The following is a 15599-nucleotide window of genomic DNA, read 5'->3' as shown; positions in this document are numbered from 1 at the left end:
AGTGAAAGAATGACCAAAAGTCGATCCGGTTCGCGTTTTAATATCCGAACGGCTCATTTAATAGTGTAGGAGATCCGTTAATTTTTTTGCCACAAGGTTAATCGTTATCAACACCAAAGCTTGAAAAATATGTTTAACTGGGCCGTAATGAAAGCATCAGACGACGGCTTTCCCATTTAGTCATCGATAACTTAAGGAAGGAGTAACACTATGGCTTACAAACACATTCTCATCGCGGTAGACCTCTCCCCGGAGAGCAAAGTGCTGGTTGATAAAGCGGTATCCATGGCACGTCCCTACAACGCGAAAGTTTCGCTGATTCACGTTGATGTGAATTACTCCGACCTCTACACCGGTCTGATCGACGTCAATCTGGGCGATATGCAGAAGCGTATCTCAGAAGAGACGCACCACGCCCTGAGCGAACTGTCCACTAACGCAGGCTACCCGATTACCGAAACCCTGAGCGGCAGCGGCGACCTGGGCCAGGTATTGGTTGATGCGATCAAGAAATATGACATGGACCTGGTGGTGTGCGGTCACCATCAGGACTTCTGGAGCAAGCTGATGTCTTCCGCGCGCCAGCTGATTAACACCGTTCACGTGGATATGCTGATTGTTCCACTGCGTGACGAAGAAGACGAGTAAGTGCAAAAAAGCCCGGTGGCGCTAACGCTTGCCGGGCCTACAAGCGGCACTAACTGTAGGCCGGGTAAGGCGAAGCCGCCACCCGGCTTTTTTTATTCCGGCGTGCCTGAGTAGATATCAAACCGGTGCCCTTTGGTGGTCACCGCATTGGTCGTGGCAACGTCCGCCAGCGGCGGCGCATAGTCAGGGCGCTTCACCACCACCCGCTTCGTCGCCAGCTGGCGAGCCGGCGCCAGCAGGCCATCCGCATCCAGATCAGGCCCCACCAGAGACTGAAACACCCGCATCTCTTTCTTCACCAGCGCGCTTTTCTGCTTGTGCGGAAACATCGGGTCGAGATAGACCACCTGCGGGCGCGGGGTGATATCGGTCAGCGCCGTCAGGCTCGAGGCGTGGATCAGCTGCAATCGTTCCTGCAACCACGGGCCGATTTCCGGGTCCGCGTAGCCACGGCTCAGACCGTCGTCGAGCAGGGCCGCCACCACCGGATTACGTTCCACCATCCGCACCCGACAGCCGACAGATGCCAGCACAAACGCATCGCGCCCCAGCCCCGCCGTGGCATCCACCACGTCCGGCAGATAGCTTCCTTTAATCCCAACCGCTTTAGCCACCGCTTCGCCGCGACCGCCGCCGAACTTGCGCCGATGCGCCATGGCACCACCGACAAAATCGACAAAAATCCCGCCGAGCTTCGGTTCGTCGCGCTTGCGTAACTCCAGATGCGCTGTGGTCATCACCAGCGCCATCGGGTTTTCATCATCGTGTTCCAGCCCCCAGCGGGCGGCCAGAACAGATAAGGCGCCGTCTCCGGCGCCCGTTTCATCCACTAAGCAGATCTTCACGTAACAATCAGCCTTTGATCCCGTAATGCTCAAGCATCGCATCCAGCTGCGGCTCGCGTCCGCGGAAGCGTTTGAACAGCACCATTGGCTCTTCGGAACCGCCGCGGGTCAGGATATTGTCGAGGAACGACTGGCCAGTTTCACGGTTGAAGATCCCCTCTTCTTCGAAACGAGAGAAGGCATCCGCCGCCAGCACGTCGGCCCACAGGTAGCTGTAGTAACCCGCCGCGTAACCGCCTGCAAAGATATGGCTGAACGCGTGCGGGAAGCGGCCCCAGGTTGGCCCAGGAATAACGGCAACCTGCTTTTTAATCTCGGCCAGGGTTTCAAGAATTTTCGCGCCCTGCTCCGGGCTGAACTCGGCGTGCAGGCGGAAATCGAACAGGCCGAACTCCAGCTGACGCAGGATAAACATCGCCGCCTGGTAGTTCTTCGCCGCCAGCATTTTATCCAGCAGTTCTTTCGGCAGCGGTTCGCCGGTCTCATAGTGACCGGAGATAAACGCCAGCGCGTCCGGCTCCCAGCACCAGTTTTCCATAAACTGGCTCGGCAGTTCGACCGCATCCCACGGCACACCGCTGATGCCTGCCACGCCTGCGGTTTCGATGCGGGTCAGCATATGGTGCAGACCGTGTCCGAACTCGTGGAACAGGGTGATCACTTCGTCGTGAGTAAAGAGCGCAGGTTTGCCGTTTACCGGACGGTTGAAGTTACAGGTCAGGTAGGCGACCGGCTTCTGCAGAGAACCGTCTGCTTTACGCATCTGGCCCACGCAGTCGTCCATCCACGCCCCGCCGCGCTTGTTCTCACGCGCGTAGAGATCGAGGTAGAAGCTACCGCGCAGTTCGTTTTTCTCGTCATACAGTTCAAAGAAGCGCACGTCCGGATGCCAGACGTCGATATCGGTACGCTCTTTGGCGGTGATGCCATAGATGCGCTTCACCACTTCAAACAGGCCGTTAACGGCTTTGTTTTCCGGGAAATACGGGCGCAGCTGCTCGTCGCTGATGCTGTAGAGGTGCTGCTTCTGTTTTTCGCTGTAGTAAGCAATGTCCCACGGCTGCAGCTCGTCCACGCCGAACTCCGCTTTCGCGAAGGCGCGCAGCTGGGCCAGCTCTTTTTCACCCTGTGGACGGGCGCGTTTCGCCAGATCGGTCAGGAAGTCGAGCACCTGCTGCGGATTTTCCGCCATTTTGGTGGCGAGGGATTTATCGGCGTAGTTTTCGAAGCCCAGCAGTTGGGCCAGCTCGTGGCGCAGGGCGAGGATTTCCGCCATGACCGGGCTGTTGTCCCACTTCCCGGCATTCGGCCCCTGATCGGAAGCGCGGGTGCTGTAGGCGCGGTACATCTCTTCGCGAAGCGCCTGGTTGTCGCAGTAGGTCATTACCGGCAGATAGCTCGGGATATCCAGGGTTAGCAGGAAGCCGTCCTGCTCTTTCGCCTCGGCCTGCGCTTTTGCCGCCGCCAGGGCGCTTTCCGGCATGCCGGAAAGCTCCGTTTCGTCGGTGATCAGCTTCGTCCAGCCCATGGTGGCGTCGAGCACGTTGTTGCTGTACTGGTTGCCCAGCTCGGACAGGCGCGCGGCGATTTCACCGTAGCGGGTCTGCTTCTCTTTTGGCAGGCCAATCCCGGACAGCTCAAAATCACGCAGGGCGTTATCGACTGATTTTTTCTGCGCCGTGTTCAGTTCGGCATAATGGTCGCCGTCGCGCAGGTCGCGGTAGGCTTTGTAGAGCCCTTCGTGCTGGCCGACCCAGGTGCTGTACTCAGAGAGCAGCGGCAGGGTTTGCTCGTAGGCTTCGCGCAGCTCCGGGCTGTTTTTTACCGAGTTCAGGTGGCTCACCGGGGAGAAGATGCGCCCCAGCACGTCGTCCACTTCGGCCAGCGGCTGACACAGATTTTCCCAGGTGTACGGCGCGCCCTGCGCTACCACGCTTTCTACCGCCGCGCGGCAGTTGTCCAGGGATTGCGTAACGGCTGGAACCACATGCTCGGGGAGGATTTTAGAAAACGGCGGCAACGAAAAAGGCGTCAGTAATGGATTGGTCATAAACGCTGTCCTGTTGAATAAGATGAATGAAGCGCGCATCCGGCGCTGTGCATATGCGATCTAGAATGGGGTTAAGTGTAGAGGATTTCAATGCCAGACGTTGTCGAAAAGAGCCCGGTGGCGCTGCGCTTACCGGGCCTACGGGTAATCTGCGCCGTTCTGCTGTAAACTGTGGCAAATCGTCAATTCAGCGGAATATCATTACCCATGCTCAGTTATCGCCACAGCTTCCACGCAGGCAACCACGCCGACGTCCTTAAACACACCGTTCAGAGCCTGATCATCGAATCGCTCAAAGAGAAAGAGAAGCCGTTTCTCTATCTGGACACCCACGCGGGCGCGGGCCGTTATCAGCTGAGCGGCGAGCATGCCGAGCGTACCGGTGAATATCTGGAAGGGATCGCCCGCATCTGGCAGCAGGACGACCTGCCTGCCGAGCTGGAGCCGTACATCGGCGTGGTGAATCACTTCAACCGCAACGGCCAGCTGCGCTACTACCCGGGATCCCCGCTGATTGCCCGCCAGCTGCTGCGCGAGCAGGACAGCATCCAGCTGACCGAACTGCACCCGAGCGACTTCCCGCTGCTACGCTCCGAATTCCAGAAAGACAGCCGCGCCCGCGTGGAAAAAGCCGACGGCTACCAGCAGTTGAAAGCCAAGCTGCCGCCGGTCTCCCGTCGCGGCCTGGTGCTGATCGACCCGCCGTACGAAATCAAAACCGACTATCAGGCGGTGGTGACGGGTATCCACGAAGGCTACAAACGCTTCGCCACCGGGACATACGCCCTGTGGTATCCGGTGGTGCTGCGCGCGCAAATTAAGCGCATGATCAAGGACCTGGAAGCCACCGGCATCCGCAAAATTCTGCAGATCGAGCTGGCGGTACGTCCGGACAGCGACCAGCGCGGCATGACCGCCTCGGGCATGATCGTCATTAACCCGCCGTGGAAGCTCGAAGCGCAAATGAACAACGTGCTGCCGTGGCTGCACAAAACGCTGGTGCCAGCCGGTACGGGCCATACCTCCGTCAGTTGGATCGTGCCGGAGTAATCGCAGCCATCGGTGGAAACTATTGATTTCAGGTATACAATCGCGGCAATTCACGATTAAGGACAAAAGCTATGACTAAGCATTATGACTACATCGCCATCGGCGGCGGCAGCGGCGGCATCGCCTCCATCAACCGCGCGGCCATGTACGGCCAGAAGTGCGCGCTGATTGAAGCCAAAGCGCTGGGCGGCACCTGTGTGAACGTGGGTTGTGTACCGAAGAAGGTGATGTGGCATGCGGCGCAAATCCGTGAAGCTATCCACATGTATGGACCGGACTACGGCTTTGACACCACCATCAACCACTTCGACTGGGACAAGCTGATCGCCAGCCGTACCGCCTACATCGACCGTATTCATACCTCCTACGACAACGTGCTGGGCAAAAATAACGTCGACGTTATCCACGGTTTCGCTCGCTTTGTTGATGCGAAAACGATTGAAGTAAACGGTGAGACGATCACCGCCGATCACATCCTGATCGCTACCGGTGGTCGCCCAAGCCACCCGAACATCCCGGGCGTGGAATACGGCATCGACTCCGACGGTTTCTTCGAACTGCCTGCCCTGCCAAAACGCGTTGCCGTGGTGGGCGCGGGTTACATCGCGGTGGAGCTGGCTGGCGTGATTAACGGTCTGGGTGCCGAAGCGCACCTGTTCGTGCGTAAACACGCGCCGCTGCGCAGCTTTGACCCGCTGATTGTTGATACGCTGGTTGAAGTGATGAACACCGAAGGTCCAACTCTGCATACCAACGCCGTGCCAAAAGCGGTCGTAAAAAATGCAGACGGCAGCCTGACGCTGGAGCTGGAAGATGGCCGCAGCCAGACCGTCGATTGCCTGATCTGGGCGATTGGCCGTGAACCGGCGAACGATAACTTCAACCTGGGCGTGACCGGCGTGAAAACCGACGAAAAAGGCTATATCGTCGTCGATAAATTCCAGAACACCAGCGTACCGGGCATTTACGCGGTCGGCGACAATACCGGTGCGGTTGAGCTGACCCCGGTGGCCGTTGCGGCGGGTCGTCGTCTTTCCGAGCGCCTGTTTAACAACAAGCCGGACGAGCATCTGGACTACAGCAACATCCCGACCGTGGTCTTCAGCCACCCGCCAATCGGCACCGTCGGCTTAACCGAGCCGCAGGCGCGCGAGCAGTATGGCGACGACCAGGTGAAAGTGTATAAATCGGCCTTCACCGCGATGTATACCGCCGTCACCTCGCACCGTCAGCCGTGCCGCATGAAGCTGGTCTGCGTCGGTCCGGACGAGAAGATTGTCGGTATCCACGGCATCGGCTTCGGCATGGACGAGATCCTGCAGGGCTTCGCCGTGGCGCTGAAGATGGGCGCAACGAAAAAAGATTTCGATAACACCGTGGCAATCCACCCAACGGCGGCGGAAGAGTTTGTGACCATGCGTTAAGGGCTTTTCGCAGGAAAGCACGTCATCAAAACTGGCCTTTGCGGGCCAGTTTTTTTATATGGCTCGATAATTTAAAGACAAAGCCTCATCATCCCGGCGAATATAAAATCATCATCACGCTAAAAAGGAATTGAGATGAAAGCGCTTATCGGGTTGACCCTGCTTCTTTTTTGCTTTGCTGCCTCCTCATCTGATCAAATCACCTTCTGGGATACCCCTCAGCACGGCGGAAACAGCTTTAACCGCCTGCCACCCACGCAGGAATACTATGATGCGCTGCGTGGCTATGGCGCGACGTGGGTTCGCCTCTCTTATGATAAATGGAAACCTGCCGGGAGAGATTTTCTTCTCGGCAACGCCGACGGTTACCGTGGGCACGAGGCCGCAGACCTCGCGACGCTCAAAGCCGCCATCAGGAAAGCCCACGCGGCCGGGCTACAGGTCGTTATTGCCCCACTCTCTTTACCCGGCATGCGCTGGGCGCAAAATAACAATAACCAGTTTGATGACCGCATCTGGCAGGATAAAAAATACTGGCAGGAAGCCGCTCAGTTCTGGCGTGATTTGGCCCAGGCCCTGAAGGACGAACCGGGCATTGCGGCCTGGAACCTGGTCAATGAACCCGCGCCTGAAAAAAGAGGCAACATTAGCGAGCAGGCGTCGCCAGAGGCGTTAAAAACCTGGTATCAGCAGCAGCAAAGCACGGCGCGTAACCTTCCCGCTCTCTACAATCAGATTATTGCCGCCATCCGCGAGGTCGATGCCACCACGCCGATTATGGTCGATGGAGGCTGGTACGCCTCCGCGCGTGGTTTTTCTGGCTGGCCGTCCGCGCTTGAGGATAAGCGGGTGCTCTACAGCTTCCATATGTACGAGCCCTATGATTTCACCAGCGCGCCAAATGCACGCCGCAAGGTGCCGTTCGACTATCCCGGCATGGTCACGTTCGGCGGTAAAAAGGTGAAATGGGACGCTACGGCCATAGAGAAATGGATGAACGCGCCCTTTGACTGGGCGAAACAGCACGGTATTCCGGCCAACCGGGTTGTCGCGGGAGAGTTTGGCTGCGTTCGCACGCTGCAGGGCTGCAGGCAGTGGCTTAATGATGTCCTGACCGTCCTCGACAAACATCATGCACACTGGGCATTTTATGCGTTTCGTGAAGATGCCTGGGACGCCATGGACTATGAGCTGGGGAAAAAACCGGTGCCGTGGGCCTACTGGAAAGCCATTGAGGATAACGCACCTGATACGCTCAAGCGCCATTCTACCGAGGAATTTGAACCGATTGCTACGCGGCTAAAACAAGGCCTTTGATCCGGCAGGCTCGCCTGTTGTTCTGTAGCCTCTCCTGGAGAGGCTACTGTTAACATACATAAATCGTTGCAAAACGAATGCTCCGAAAATAGTGATCTACCGCACATATTCCTCCCCCTCTACCGAAGCGAATGTCTACGCTTATAAGACGCCCGGATAAACCTGTCTTTTGAACACACAACCGGAGGTCCCTATCACCATGTTCAACCAGAAACTACAGGCTACCGAGAACATCGAATTCGAGATTGCAGAAGAGCTGCGCTACGAGACCGATCCCTGCGAGTTGAAACTGGATGAAATGATTGAGGCGGAGCCGGAACCCGAAATGATCGAGGGGCTACCCGCCTCCGATGCGTTGACGCCCGCAGACCGCTATCTTGAACTGTTCGAGCATGTGCAGTCGACGCGGCTGTTTGCGGACAGCAAAACCTTCCCCGACTGCGCGCCGAAAATGGATCCGCTGGATATCCTGATCCGCTACCGCAAGGTCAGACGTCACCGGGACTTCGACCTGCGCCAGTTTGTGGAGAACCACTTCTGGATGCCGGAAACGTTCGGCACCGAGTATGTCTCCGACCCGGGCCTCTCCCTCAAGGAGCACATTGATAACCTGTGGCCGGTGCTGACGCGCGAGCCGCAGGATCATATTCCCTGGTCTTCCCTGCTGGCGCTGCCGCAGGCCTATATCGTTCCCGGCGGACGATTCAGCGAGACCTACTACTGGGATTCCTATTTCTCCATGCTGGGGCTGGCGGAGAGCGGTCGTAACGACCTGCTGAAGTGCATGGCGGACAACTTCGCCTGGCTGATTGAACGCTACGGGCATATCCCCAACGGCAACCGTACCTATTATCTCAGCCGCTCCCAGCCGCCGGTCTTTGCGCTGATGGTAGAGCTGTTTGAGGAGGACGGCGTGCGCGGTGCAAAACGCTATCTGGATCACCTCAAAATGGAGTACGCCTTCTGGATGGACGGCGCGGAGTCGCTGCTGCTTAACCAGGCCTACCGCAGCGCCGTGCGCATGCCGGACGGTTCATTGCTCAACCGCTACTGGGATGACCGTGATACCCCGCGCGACGAATCGTGGATTGAGGACGTGGAAACCGCGCGCCACTCGGGGCGACCGCCAAACGAGGTCTATCGCGACCTGCGGGCAGGGGCGGCGTCCGGCTGGGACTATTCGTCCCGCTGGCTGCGCGATCCGTCGCGGCTCGCCAGCATCCGCACGACGCAGTTTATCCCCATCGACCTCAACGCCTTCCTGTTCAAGCTGGAAAGCGCCATTGCCAACATCTCGGCGTCGAAAGGGGACAAAGAGACGGCCGACCTGTTCCGCCAGAAAGCCAGCGATCGTCGCGAGGCGGTGAACCGCTATCTGTGGGACGAGGAGAGCGGCTGTTACCGCGACTACGACTGGCGACGTGAAGAGCTGGCACTGTTTTCTGCCGCCAGCATCGTGCCGCTGTATGTCGGCATGGCGACCCATGAGCAGGCTGAGCGCCTGTCGGATGCGGTCAAGGCGCGACTGCTCACGCCGGGCGGGATTCTGGCGACCGAGTATGAAACCGGCGAGCAGTGGGATAAACCCAACGGCTGGGCGCCGCTGCAGTGGATGGCGATTCAGGGGTTCAAGCAGTATGGCAACGACTCGCTGGGGGATGAGATCGCCTGGAGCTGGCTGCATACGGTGAACCATTTTTATCAGACGCATCATAAGCTGATTGAGAAGTACCACATCGCCAGCAGCACGCCGCGCGAAGGTGGCGGGGGTGAGTATCCGCTGCAGGACGGTTTTGGCTGGACAAACGGCGTGGTGCGGCGGCTGATTGGGTTGTATGGGGAGCCTTAAACAGGGTGCGGTCTGGTGCCCTCACCCCGGCCCTCTCCCACTGGGAGAGGGAGAACAACTTAGCGGATCACCTCATAAATGGCGCTCTGAATAGACTGCCATTTTTTGGTGGTGGCATCCGGCTGTGACTTCGCACGGCGTGTGGCCATGTCGAGATCGTGCTGCTGGCGTTTCACCACCGCTGGCACGGTGCAGAAAGCTTTGAGGTACTCTTTACGTACCGAGGTCAGAGACTCGCCGTTCGACATTGCGTGGCTGAGCGTATTGATGAAGCGCCGACACGGCTTCTCCTCCACCATGTTTTGCCGGTAGCGTAACATCAGCTCCAGCACGTCGTCATAGCCTGCCGACATCGCCTCTTCGGTCCAGGACAGCTTCCAGTCCATACCGCCCTGCAAAAAGAGCTGGGTCACGCGGGTATCGTTTCGGTTAATGGCCGAGCGGAAATTATTCTCGTCCCAAGTCACTCCCATGCGCGTGAGCGTTTCGCGCGAGGAAGGCGTTTCACGCATTTCCTGTGGTGGTGCCGCTTCAGCCGCGCTGACGGCCGCAGGCTGCGGTTTACTGCTGGTCACCAGCCAGAATCCCCCGGCCACGATGGCAATCACCATAACGCCAACTGCCCCCCATAACGCACCGGAAATGAGCTGCTCGCGTTGTTCGGGGGTGCGCGGCGCGCGCTGGGTCGGCTTTTCAATGGTGTCGCGGACTTCAAACAGATCCCCGCCGGTGACCCGATCCATTTTCTGCGCCTTTTCCCAGAAGGTATGCAGTTCGCTGGCATCTACCGCCATGAATCCCGCGGGATTGACGCGCGTTCTCCCCTCTTCAAACGCGCGTTGAACGGGCCGCGCGATCTGGGCGTAGTAGTTATCCAGCAGCTGAATTTGCGCCGAGCTCAACGTTTTCTGAACGGTGATGTTATTGCGAATTTGCCGGATGTCATCGAGGAAGGTTTGCAGTGTTTTACGCGGTTCAACCAGCAACGTCAGCATGGACGGATCGCTGAACAGCGAAGCGTAATAGCGGCTGAACTCCTTTTTATCCACCAGCATCTGTGCCAGCTCGCTGAACATCATGCCGCTCAGCACATCGTTGATCTCGCCCAGCTTCAGCCAGCGCCGTACGCGATCGGCGTTAAACAAAGTCTTAAGATGGTTGTTCAGCTTGACCTGATCGGGCCAGGCCTGCTGGATGAGCCCTTTTATCATCAGCTCTATCGCCCGCACCTGCTTGTGCGCCTGCTGCTGCTGAAGTTCGCTGCCCGGAGACAGCTCTGTGCTGTAGGTCAACAGCGGCTGCTGCAGGCGAAGGTGCTCCAGCGCGGTGACAAAGCGCATCGCCGCAATCAGCTGGTTTTCACTCACATCCTGTCCGCTTTCATACTGCGGCACGCGCTGCTGCAGCAGGCGCAGCTGGAGCGTAAATTCCGACATCTCTGCATCATTCAGGTTGAGTTTTTTCGCCACGGCTCCCCAGCCGCCCAGGGCTAATCGCGCGCTGTCGAGCTGTTCCAGAAACCAGCGTGGATCTTTGCCCTCAGATGCATGTACATTCAGAAGAAGCAAAATTTCCACCGACGCATGGCGAATGACCGCCAGACAGTGTTCGAACTGTTCGCGAATATGATGTGATGTGCTGAGAGTCATTGTTTTCCTTAAGCGACAACGAAGACATCCGGAATGGGCACGAGACGGCCTTTTTTCTTTTTATTTATACGCGGTTAACCATACCTGACTTTCTGTTGAAATAAAGTGACAACCCTAAAATCATTTAAAAAGTGTCAGGAGAATCTGGATGCCCGTTTTAATTACCCCTCGCCTGAACTGCTCACCTTTGCAGGAAGAAGACTGGCCCTTTTTTCTGGCGTTACAGCAACATCCCGACGTCATGCGCTTTGTGGAGGAAGACCGCCCCGTCGCAGTTATTCGCGAGGCGTTCGATGCCCGTCTGACGCCCTGGACGCCAGGCAGCGCGCACTGGCTGTGCCTCGTCGTGCGTGACGCCGCCTCCCGGGCCCCGCTGGGCGTCACCGGGTATATTCATCGGGAGGCGGATTGCGCCGAAGTGGGTTTCCTTTTCGCCCCCGAGGCGCAGGGAAAAGGCTACGGCTTCGAATCCCTGCAAGCGCTTTGCCGCTATGCCTTTGAAGAAGGCGATATACGCCGACTTACCGCCACCGTCACGGCGGGCAATATCGCCTCACGACGCGTGCTGGAAAAAGTCCGCTTTCGCCTGGAGGGCGAATTACGCGAAAGCTATTTCCTTGCGGGGCATTGGCATAATGACTGGTTATTTGGTTTATTGCGGCATGAATATCTGAATAACAAGGCGTGATCAACAGCCATTTGGCGGATATTTCTCGTACGTCGTTTCCTCTACAGTGTCGCCATTAAGAGGAAACGAATATGAAAGAGCATGGGCTGAAAATATCATCTGCCGCCATCGCGTTAATAAAAAAACATCAGGGTCTTTCTCTGGAAAAATATCGTGACGAAAATGGATTATGGGTTATCGGCTATGGCCACGTTATCCGTGACCAGGAACATTTTCACGGTCCTGTCACACCGCTGGAGGCAGACCATTTGCTGCATGAAGATATACGGCTATGTGAGACGCTGCTGCGGGAAAATCTGACACGTCCATTAACCCAACAGCAGCATGATGCGCTGGTCATGATGATATTCAGTTTCGGAGAGATAACGTCGCTCCCCGACGCGCTTATTCAGGCCGTCGCCCGGGTATAGTACATGGCTGCCTGCGTTCTGTTTTTTACGTCCAGCCGCCGGAAAAGCGCCTCAAGGTGCGCTTTCACCGTGGCCGCACTGATGTTGAGATTGCGGCCAATCTCTTTATTTGACTCCCCCGCCGCCAGCAGTTTCAACACTTCGCGCTGGCGCTCGCTTAAGGATAATAACGCCTGAGGCGACGTCGGCTCCCGGACCCACTCTCCGGGAAAACAGACCATCCCTCGGGCTACCGAATCCAGCACGGCGGAAAACCGTTCGGGACTGGCATTGCGGGGAATAATGGCCATGACGTTTCGCTGCCGCAGTTGCTCCACCCATCTGGCCTCTTTTTTCGCCAAAACCAGAATCACGCGTATCGCCGGAAAGCGATGCACGATCGCTTCCAGCAAAGCGCTCCCTTCGTCCTGAATTAAATTCCCATCAATCATGACGATAGCTGACGGCGAAGCAGAAGCCTGAGCCCATAAATCTTGTGCCTGACAGGTCCCTGTTATAGTTATTTCCGGGATTAGCGCCTGAAGACTGTGTATCGCTCCGTGAATAAAGAGTGACTGCCTGTCAAACATGATTACTCGCATCGTTTTTTCCCCTCTGAGAATAGCGAAGGGGGATTCTACAGAGGCGTTATTTAAGAAAAAACTCAACGAATGGAGCCGTTACAAATCCCCCGTGTTCTTTATATCTGTCAGTATCTGGACACATTCGTCTTAAGGATTTCCTTAAGCGCAGATATCACAGGAACATGCCGCCTGAGACTTCAATTCGTTGCGCAGTCATCCAGCCCAGTTTGTCGCTGAGCAGGGCCGCAATGGCATCGCCAATATCGTCCGGCAGCCCCACCCGTCCCAGCGCCGTCTGGGATGCCAGCATCTGGTTCAGCTCTGCGTTGTCGCGCACGCGTCCGCCGCCAAAGTCGGTTTCGATCGCGCCAGGCGCAATGATATTGACGGAAATACCGCGCGCCCCCAGCTCTTTCGCCTGATAACGCGTCAGCACTTCCATCGCCCCCTTCATCGCCGCGTAGGTTCCCGAGCCCGGCTGGGTAAAACGGGCCAGTCCGCTGGAGACGTTAAGGATCCGTCCGCCGTCGTTAAGCAACGGCAGCAGGCGCTGGGTCAGGAAGAAAGGTCCTTTGAAATGAATGTTCAGCGCCTCATCAAACTGGGCTTCCGTCGTGTCGGTGTAGGGCGCATATAAACCCGTTCCGGCATTGTTCAATAAATAGTCAAAGGTTTCACGCTGCCAGACGGTTCGGAGGGTTTCCTGAAGCTGTTGGGCAAAATGATCAAAACTTGTGACTTCTCCGACGTTAAGCTGTAATGCCGCCGCGTTAACGCCTTTTTGCTGAATTTCATGCACAACCGCCAGCGCTTCCTGCTGGCTACGGTTGTAGGTCAGCACAATTCCCGTGCCGTCTGCCGCCAGCTTTAAGGCCGCGTTTTTACCCAAACCACGGCTACCACCCGTCACTAATGCGATACGTTCAGTCATCATAAACCTCGTTTTGGCTGTTATGGAGATTGAGTAAGAGCTTATTAGGTGATAGAAAATCAATAAAGGTGGGTTAAAACGCTTCACTGTTTCAGCGGAAACAACAATGAGCTTCATCTATGGATAAAATTCACGCAATGCAGCTGTTTGTCCGCGTCGCGGAACTGGAGAGTTTTTCCCGCGCGGCAGAAACTTTAACGCTGCCAAAAGGCAGCGTGTCACGGCAGATTCAGGCCCTGGAAAACCGGCTTGGCACCCAACTATTGCACCGCACCACGCGTCGCGTCAGCCTGACGCAGGACGGCATGGTCTATTACGAACGGGCAAAAGATCTGCTGGCGAACCTTGATGAACTCGACGGGATGTTTCAGCACGATCCCTCCAGCATCAGCGGACGGCTCCGCGTGGATATGCCCGTCGCCGTTGCTCGAAATTTAGTCATCCCCAAACTCCCTGCGTTTCTGCAGCATTATCCGGGCATTGAGCTGGAACTCAGCAGCAGCGATCGTCTTGTGGATGTGATCCGCGAAGGGTTTGATTGCGTGGTACGCGTCGGCACGCTGAAGGATTCAGGGCTGATTGCCCGACCGTTGGGCAAGCTGTCAGTGATTAACTGCGCCAGTCCGGACTATCTGGCGCGTTTTGGCTACCCGGACACGCTGGACGATTTAGGCTCGCACGCCGTCATTCACTACACCGCTATGCTGGGAACTCGCCCGCAGGGCTTTGAGTTTTATAACGGCAGTGCGACGCAGTGGATAAAAACGGGCGGGGTATTGACCGTTAACAGCACCGAAACCTACCAGGCGGCCTGCCTCGCCGGGCTGGGCATCATTCAGGTTCCGCGGGTTGGGGTGCGAGATTTGCTGCGCGCGAAGAAGCTGGTTGAGATCCTCCCGCAATACCGGGCCGAACCGATGCCTGTTTCCCTGATTTATCCCCACCGGCGCAACCTCTCCCGCCGGGTACATCTGTTCATGGAGTGGCTGACCGAACTCACAAAAGCTTACGTGGACTAGTCGCAAGCTATAATTCAATAACATCCAGCCAAACGAAAAGGAAAAGACGCGTGACGCCGGAAAACAACCCGCAACGACCCACCCAACATTTAGAGTATGAGCCCGTCAAAAAGATGGAAACCGGGCCTGAAGAGGCCAGGTCCCCTGGTACCGCCAGTAAAGCACTGGGGACCGTCACCGGCATTGTCGCCAGAATTCAGCAGTTTCCCATGATTGCGCATCTGATACGCGCGACCGAACGCTTTAATGACCGCATGGGAAACCAGTTTGGTGCCGCCATCACCTATTTTTCCTTCCTGTCGATGATCCCGATCCTGATGGTGTCGTTTGCGGCGGCCGGTTTTGTGCTCGCCTCGCACCCGACGCTGCTGCAGGATATCTTTAATAAGATCCTGAATAACGTCAGTGACCCAACCCTTGCCAGCACGCTCAAAAGCACCATCAATACCGCCGTGCAGCAGCGTACTACCGTCGGTATCGTCGGCTTGCTGATTGCCCTTTACTCCGGCGTTAACTGGATGGGCAACCTGCGCGAGGCCATTCGCGCCCAGTCGCGCGATGTCTGGGAGCGTAAGCCGCAGGACCAGGAGAAAATCTGGGTTAAGTATCTCCGTGATTTTGTTTCGCTGATTGGCCTGCTCGTCGCGCTCATCGTGACGCTTTCCATTACCTCCGTGGCGGGCTCGGCGCAGCAGATGATCATCTCCGCGCTCTATCTTGATTACATCGAATGGCTGAAGCCCGCCTGGCGCAGCATTGGGCTGGCGATTTCTATCTTCGCCAACTACCTGCTGTTCTTCTGGATCTTCTGGCGCTTGCCCCGTCATCGTCCGCGCAAGAAGGCGCTGATCCGCGGCACGTTGATCGCGGCGATTGGCTTTGAGGTGATCAAAATCGTGATGACGTACACCCTGCCGTCACTGGTGAAATCCCCTTCCGGCGCGGCGTTCGGCTCGGTACTGGGGTTAATGGCGTTCTTCTATTTCTTCGCACGTTTAACCCTGTTCTGCGCAGCATGGATTGCCACTGCCGAGTACAAAGACGACCCGAGAATGCCGGGTAAAACACACCGGTAACGCCACTCCCGGGCTGAAATTTCAGCCCAATTCATCATTTCAGCATATAAATCCAGTCCGTAACTTTTATTTAACCGAAA

Annotated in this window: 14 protein-coding genes; 9 read left to right on the top strand and 5 right to left on the bottom strand. The window is 56.8% G+C overall.

Annotation, left to right across the window (positions count from 1 at the left end):
• Positions 1-210 precede the first annotated feature (210 nt).
• Positions 211-648 carry a universal stress protein UspA gene (gene uspA / locus LJA86_RS19135; protein ID WP_003861223.1) on the top strand — a complete coding sequence of 146 codons (438 nt, stop codon included), beginning with the start codon at positions 211-213 and terminating at the stop codon, positions 646-648.
• Positions 649-740: 92 nt separating this feature from the next.
• Here the strand turns inward: uspA and rsmJ are convergent, their stop codons facing one another.
• On the bottom strand, positions 741-1493 hold the full coding sequence (gene rsmJ, locus LJA86_RS19130) for a 16S rRNA (guanine(1516)-N(2))-methyltransferase RsmJ (RefSeq protein WP_045909048.1): 753 nt from the start codon (positions 1491-1493) through the stop codon (positions 741-743).
• A 7-nt stretch (positions 1494-1500) separates the two neighbouring features.
• On the bottom strand, positions 1501-3543 hold the full coding sequence (gene prlC, locus LJA86_RS19125) for an oligopeptidase A (RefSeq protein WP_063622764.1): 2043 nt from the start codon (positions 3541-3543) through the stop codon (positions 1501-1503).
• A 207-nt stretch (positions 3544-3750) separates the two neighbouring features.
• Here prlC and LJA86_RS19120 point away from each other — a divergent pair, with 207 nt between their 5' ends.
• The 4 genes from LJA86_RS19120 (at position 3751) to LJA86_RS19105 (ending at position 9183) form a co-directional block, all read left to right on the top strand.
• Entirely contained in the window at positions 3751-4593 is an 843-nt protein-coding gene (locus LJA86_RS19120; protein WP_008503119.1) for a 23S rRNA (adenine(2030)-N(6))-methyltransferase RlmJ, read from the top strand.
• A 71-nt stretch (positions 4594-4664) separates the two neighbouring features.
• Entirely contained in the window at positions 4665-6017 is a 1353-nt protein-coding gene (gene gorA / locus LJA86_RS19115; protein ID WP_008503120.1) for a glutathione-disulfide reductase, read from the top strand.
• A gap of 135 nt (positions 6018-6152) precedes the next feature.
• Positions 6153-7334 carry a glycoside hydrolase family 5 protein gene (locus LJA86_RS19110; protein ID WP_229226587.1) on the top strand — a complete coding sequence of 394 codons (1182 nt, stop codon included), beginning with the start codon at positions 6153-6155 and terminating at the stop codon, positions 7332-7334.
• A gap of 199 nt (positions 7335-7533) precedes the next feature.
• Positions 7534-9183 (top strand): alpha,alpha-trehalase, encoded by a 1650-nt coding sequence (locus LJA86_RS19105; RefSeq protein ID WP_024908843.1) that lies wholly within the window; start codon positions 7534-7536, stop codon positions 9181-9183.
• 59 nt (positions 9184-9242) lie between these two features.
• On the opposite strand, the gene LJA86_RS19100 is transcribed toward LJA86_RS19105, so the two are convergent.
• Positions 9243-10832 carry an STY4199 family HEPN domain-containing protein gene (locus tag LJA86_RS19100; RefSeq protein WP_045909052.1) on the bottom strand — a complete coding sequence of 530 codons (1590 nt, stop codon included), beginning with the start codon at positions 10830-10832 and terminating at the stop codon, positions 9243-9245.
• A 148-nt stretch (positions 10833-10980) separates the two neighbouring features.
• Between LJA86_RS19100 and LJA86_RS19095 the strand changes: the two genes are divergently transcribed.
• Positions 10981-11520, top strand: coding sequence for a GNAT family N-acetyltransferase (locus LJA86_RS19095; protein ID WP_229226586.1), 540 nt, complete (start codon positions 10981-10983; stop codon positions 11518-11520).
• Positions 11521-11591: 71 nt separating this feature from the next.
• Positions 11592-11930: a lysozyme gene (locus tag LJA86_RS19090; protein ID WP_048027789.1), complete on the top strand. Its 339-nt coding sequence runs from the start codon at positions 11592-11594 to the stop codon at positions 11928-11930.
• On the opposite strand, the gene LJA86_RS19085 is transcribed toward LJA86_RS19090, so the two are convergent.
• Together LJA86_RS19085 and LJA86_RS19080 are read right to left on the bottom strand one after the other, a co-directional pair.
• Positions 11909-12511, bottom strand: coding sequence for a helix-turn-helix transcriptional regulator (locus LJA86_RS19085; protein ID WP_048027792.1), 603 nt, complete (start codon positions 12509-12511; stop codon positions 11909-11911). The two genes, LJA86_RS19090 and LJA86_RS19085, sit on opposite strands and share 22 nt — an antisense overlap.
• Before the next feature lie 154 nt (positions 12512-12665).
• Positions 12666-13424 carry an SDR family NAD(P)-dependent oxidoreductase gene (locus LJA86_RS19080; RefSeq protein WP_196353059.1) on the bottom strand — a complete coding sequence of 253 codons (759 nt, stop codon included), beginning with the start codon at positions 13422-13424 and terminating at the stop codon, positions 12666-12668.
• Between the two features lie 119 nt (positions 13425-13543).
• On the opposite strand from LJA86_RS19080, the gene LJA86_RS19075 reads away from it, so the two are divergent.
• Both LJA86_RS19075 and yhjD read left to right on the top strand, forming a co-directional pair.
• The gene (locus tag LJA86_RS19075; RefSeq protein WP_045909057.1) at positions 13544-14443 is read left to right on the top strand and encodes a LysR family transcriptional regulator; all 900 of its coding nucleotides are present in this window, start codon (positions 13544-13546) and stop codon (positions 14441-14443) included.
• Positions 14444-14493: 50 nt separating this feature from the next.
• Positions 14494-15519, top strand: a complete 1026-nt coding sequence (gene yhjD / locus LJA86_RS19070) for an inner membrane protein YhjD (protein ID WP_111967783.1) — start codon at positions 14494-14496, stop codon at positions 15517-15519.
• Positions 15520-15599 lie beyond the last annotated feature (80 nt).

It is taken from the genome of Enterobacter sp. TCD1-1 (assembly GCF_020567405.1).
Lineage (GTDB): Bacteria > Pseudomonadota > Gammaproteobacteria > Enterobacterales > Enterobacteriaceae > Enterobacter > Enterobacter quasiroggenkampii.
The sequence above is the reverse complement of the archived record's forward strand: the minus strand, read 5'-3'. Positions and strand labels throughout refer to the sequence as shown.

Bases quoted from the DNA above. Each gene is read 5' to 3' on its own strand.
- uspA (WP_003861223.1), top strand. From the start codon at position 211: ATGGCTTACAAACACATTCTCATCGCGGTAGACCTCTCCCCGGAGAGC.
- prlC (WP_063622764.1), bottom strand. From the start codon at position 3,543: ATGACCAATCCATTACTGACGCCTTTTTCGTTGCCGCCGTTTTCTAAA.
- LJA86_RS19120 (WP_008503119.1), top strand. From the start codon at position 3,751: ATGCTCAGTTATCGCCACAGCTTCCACGCAGGCAACCACGCCGACGTC.
- gorA (WP_008503120.1), top strand. From the start codon at position 4,665: ATGACTAAGCATTATGACTACATCGCCATCGGCGGCGGCAGCGGCGGC.
- LJA86_RS19110 (WP_229226587.1), top strand. From the start codon at position 6,153: ATGAAAGCGCTTATCGGGTTGACCCTGCTTCTTTTTTGCTTTGCTGCC.
- LJA86_RS19105 (WP_024908843.1), top strand. From the start codon at position 7,534: ATGTTCAACCAGAAACTACAGGCTACCGAGAACATCGAATTCGAGATT.
- LJA86_RS19100 (WP_045909052.1), bottom strand. From the start codon at position 10,832: ATGACTCTCAGCACATCACATCATATTCGCGAACAGTTCGAACACTGT.
- LJA86_RS19095 (WP_229226586.1), top strand. From the start codon at position 10,981: ATGCCCGTTTTAATTACCCCTCGCCTGAACTGCTCACCTTTGCAGGAA.
- LJA86_RS19090 (WP_048027789.1), top strand. From the start codon at position 11,592: ATGAAAGAGCATGGGCTGAAAATATCATCTGCCGCCATCGCGTTAATA.
- LJA86_RS19085 (WP_048027792.1), bottom strand. From the start codon at position 12,511: ATGCGAGTAATCATGTTTGACAGGCAGTCACTCTTTATTCACGGAGCG.
- LJA86_RS19080 (WP_196353059.1), bottom strand. From the start codon at position 13,424: ATGACTGAACGTATCGCATTAGTGACGGGTGGTAGCCGTGGTTTGGGT.
- LJA86_RS19075 (WP_045909057.1), top strand. From the start codon at position 13,544: ATGGATAAAATTCACGCAATGCAGCTGTTTGTCCGCGTCGCGGAACTG.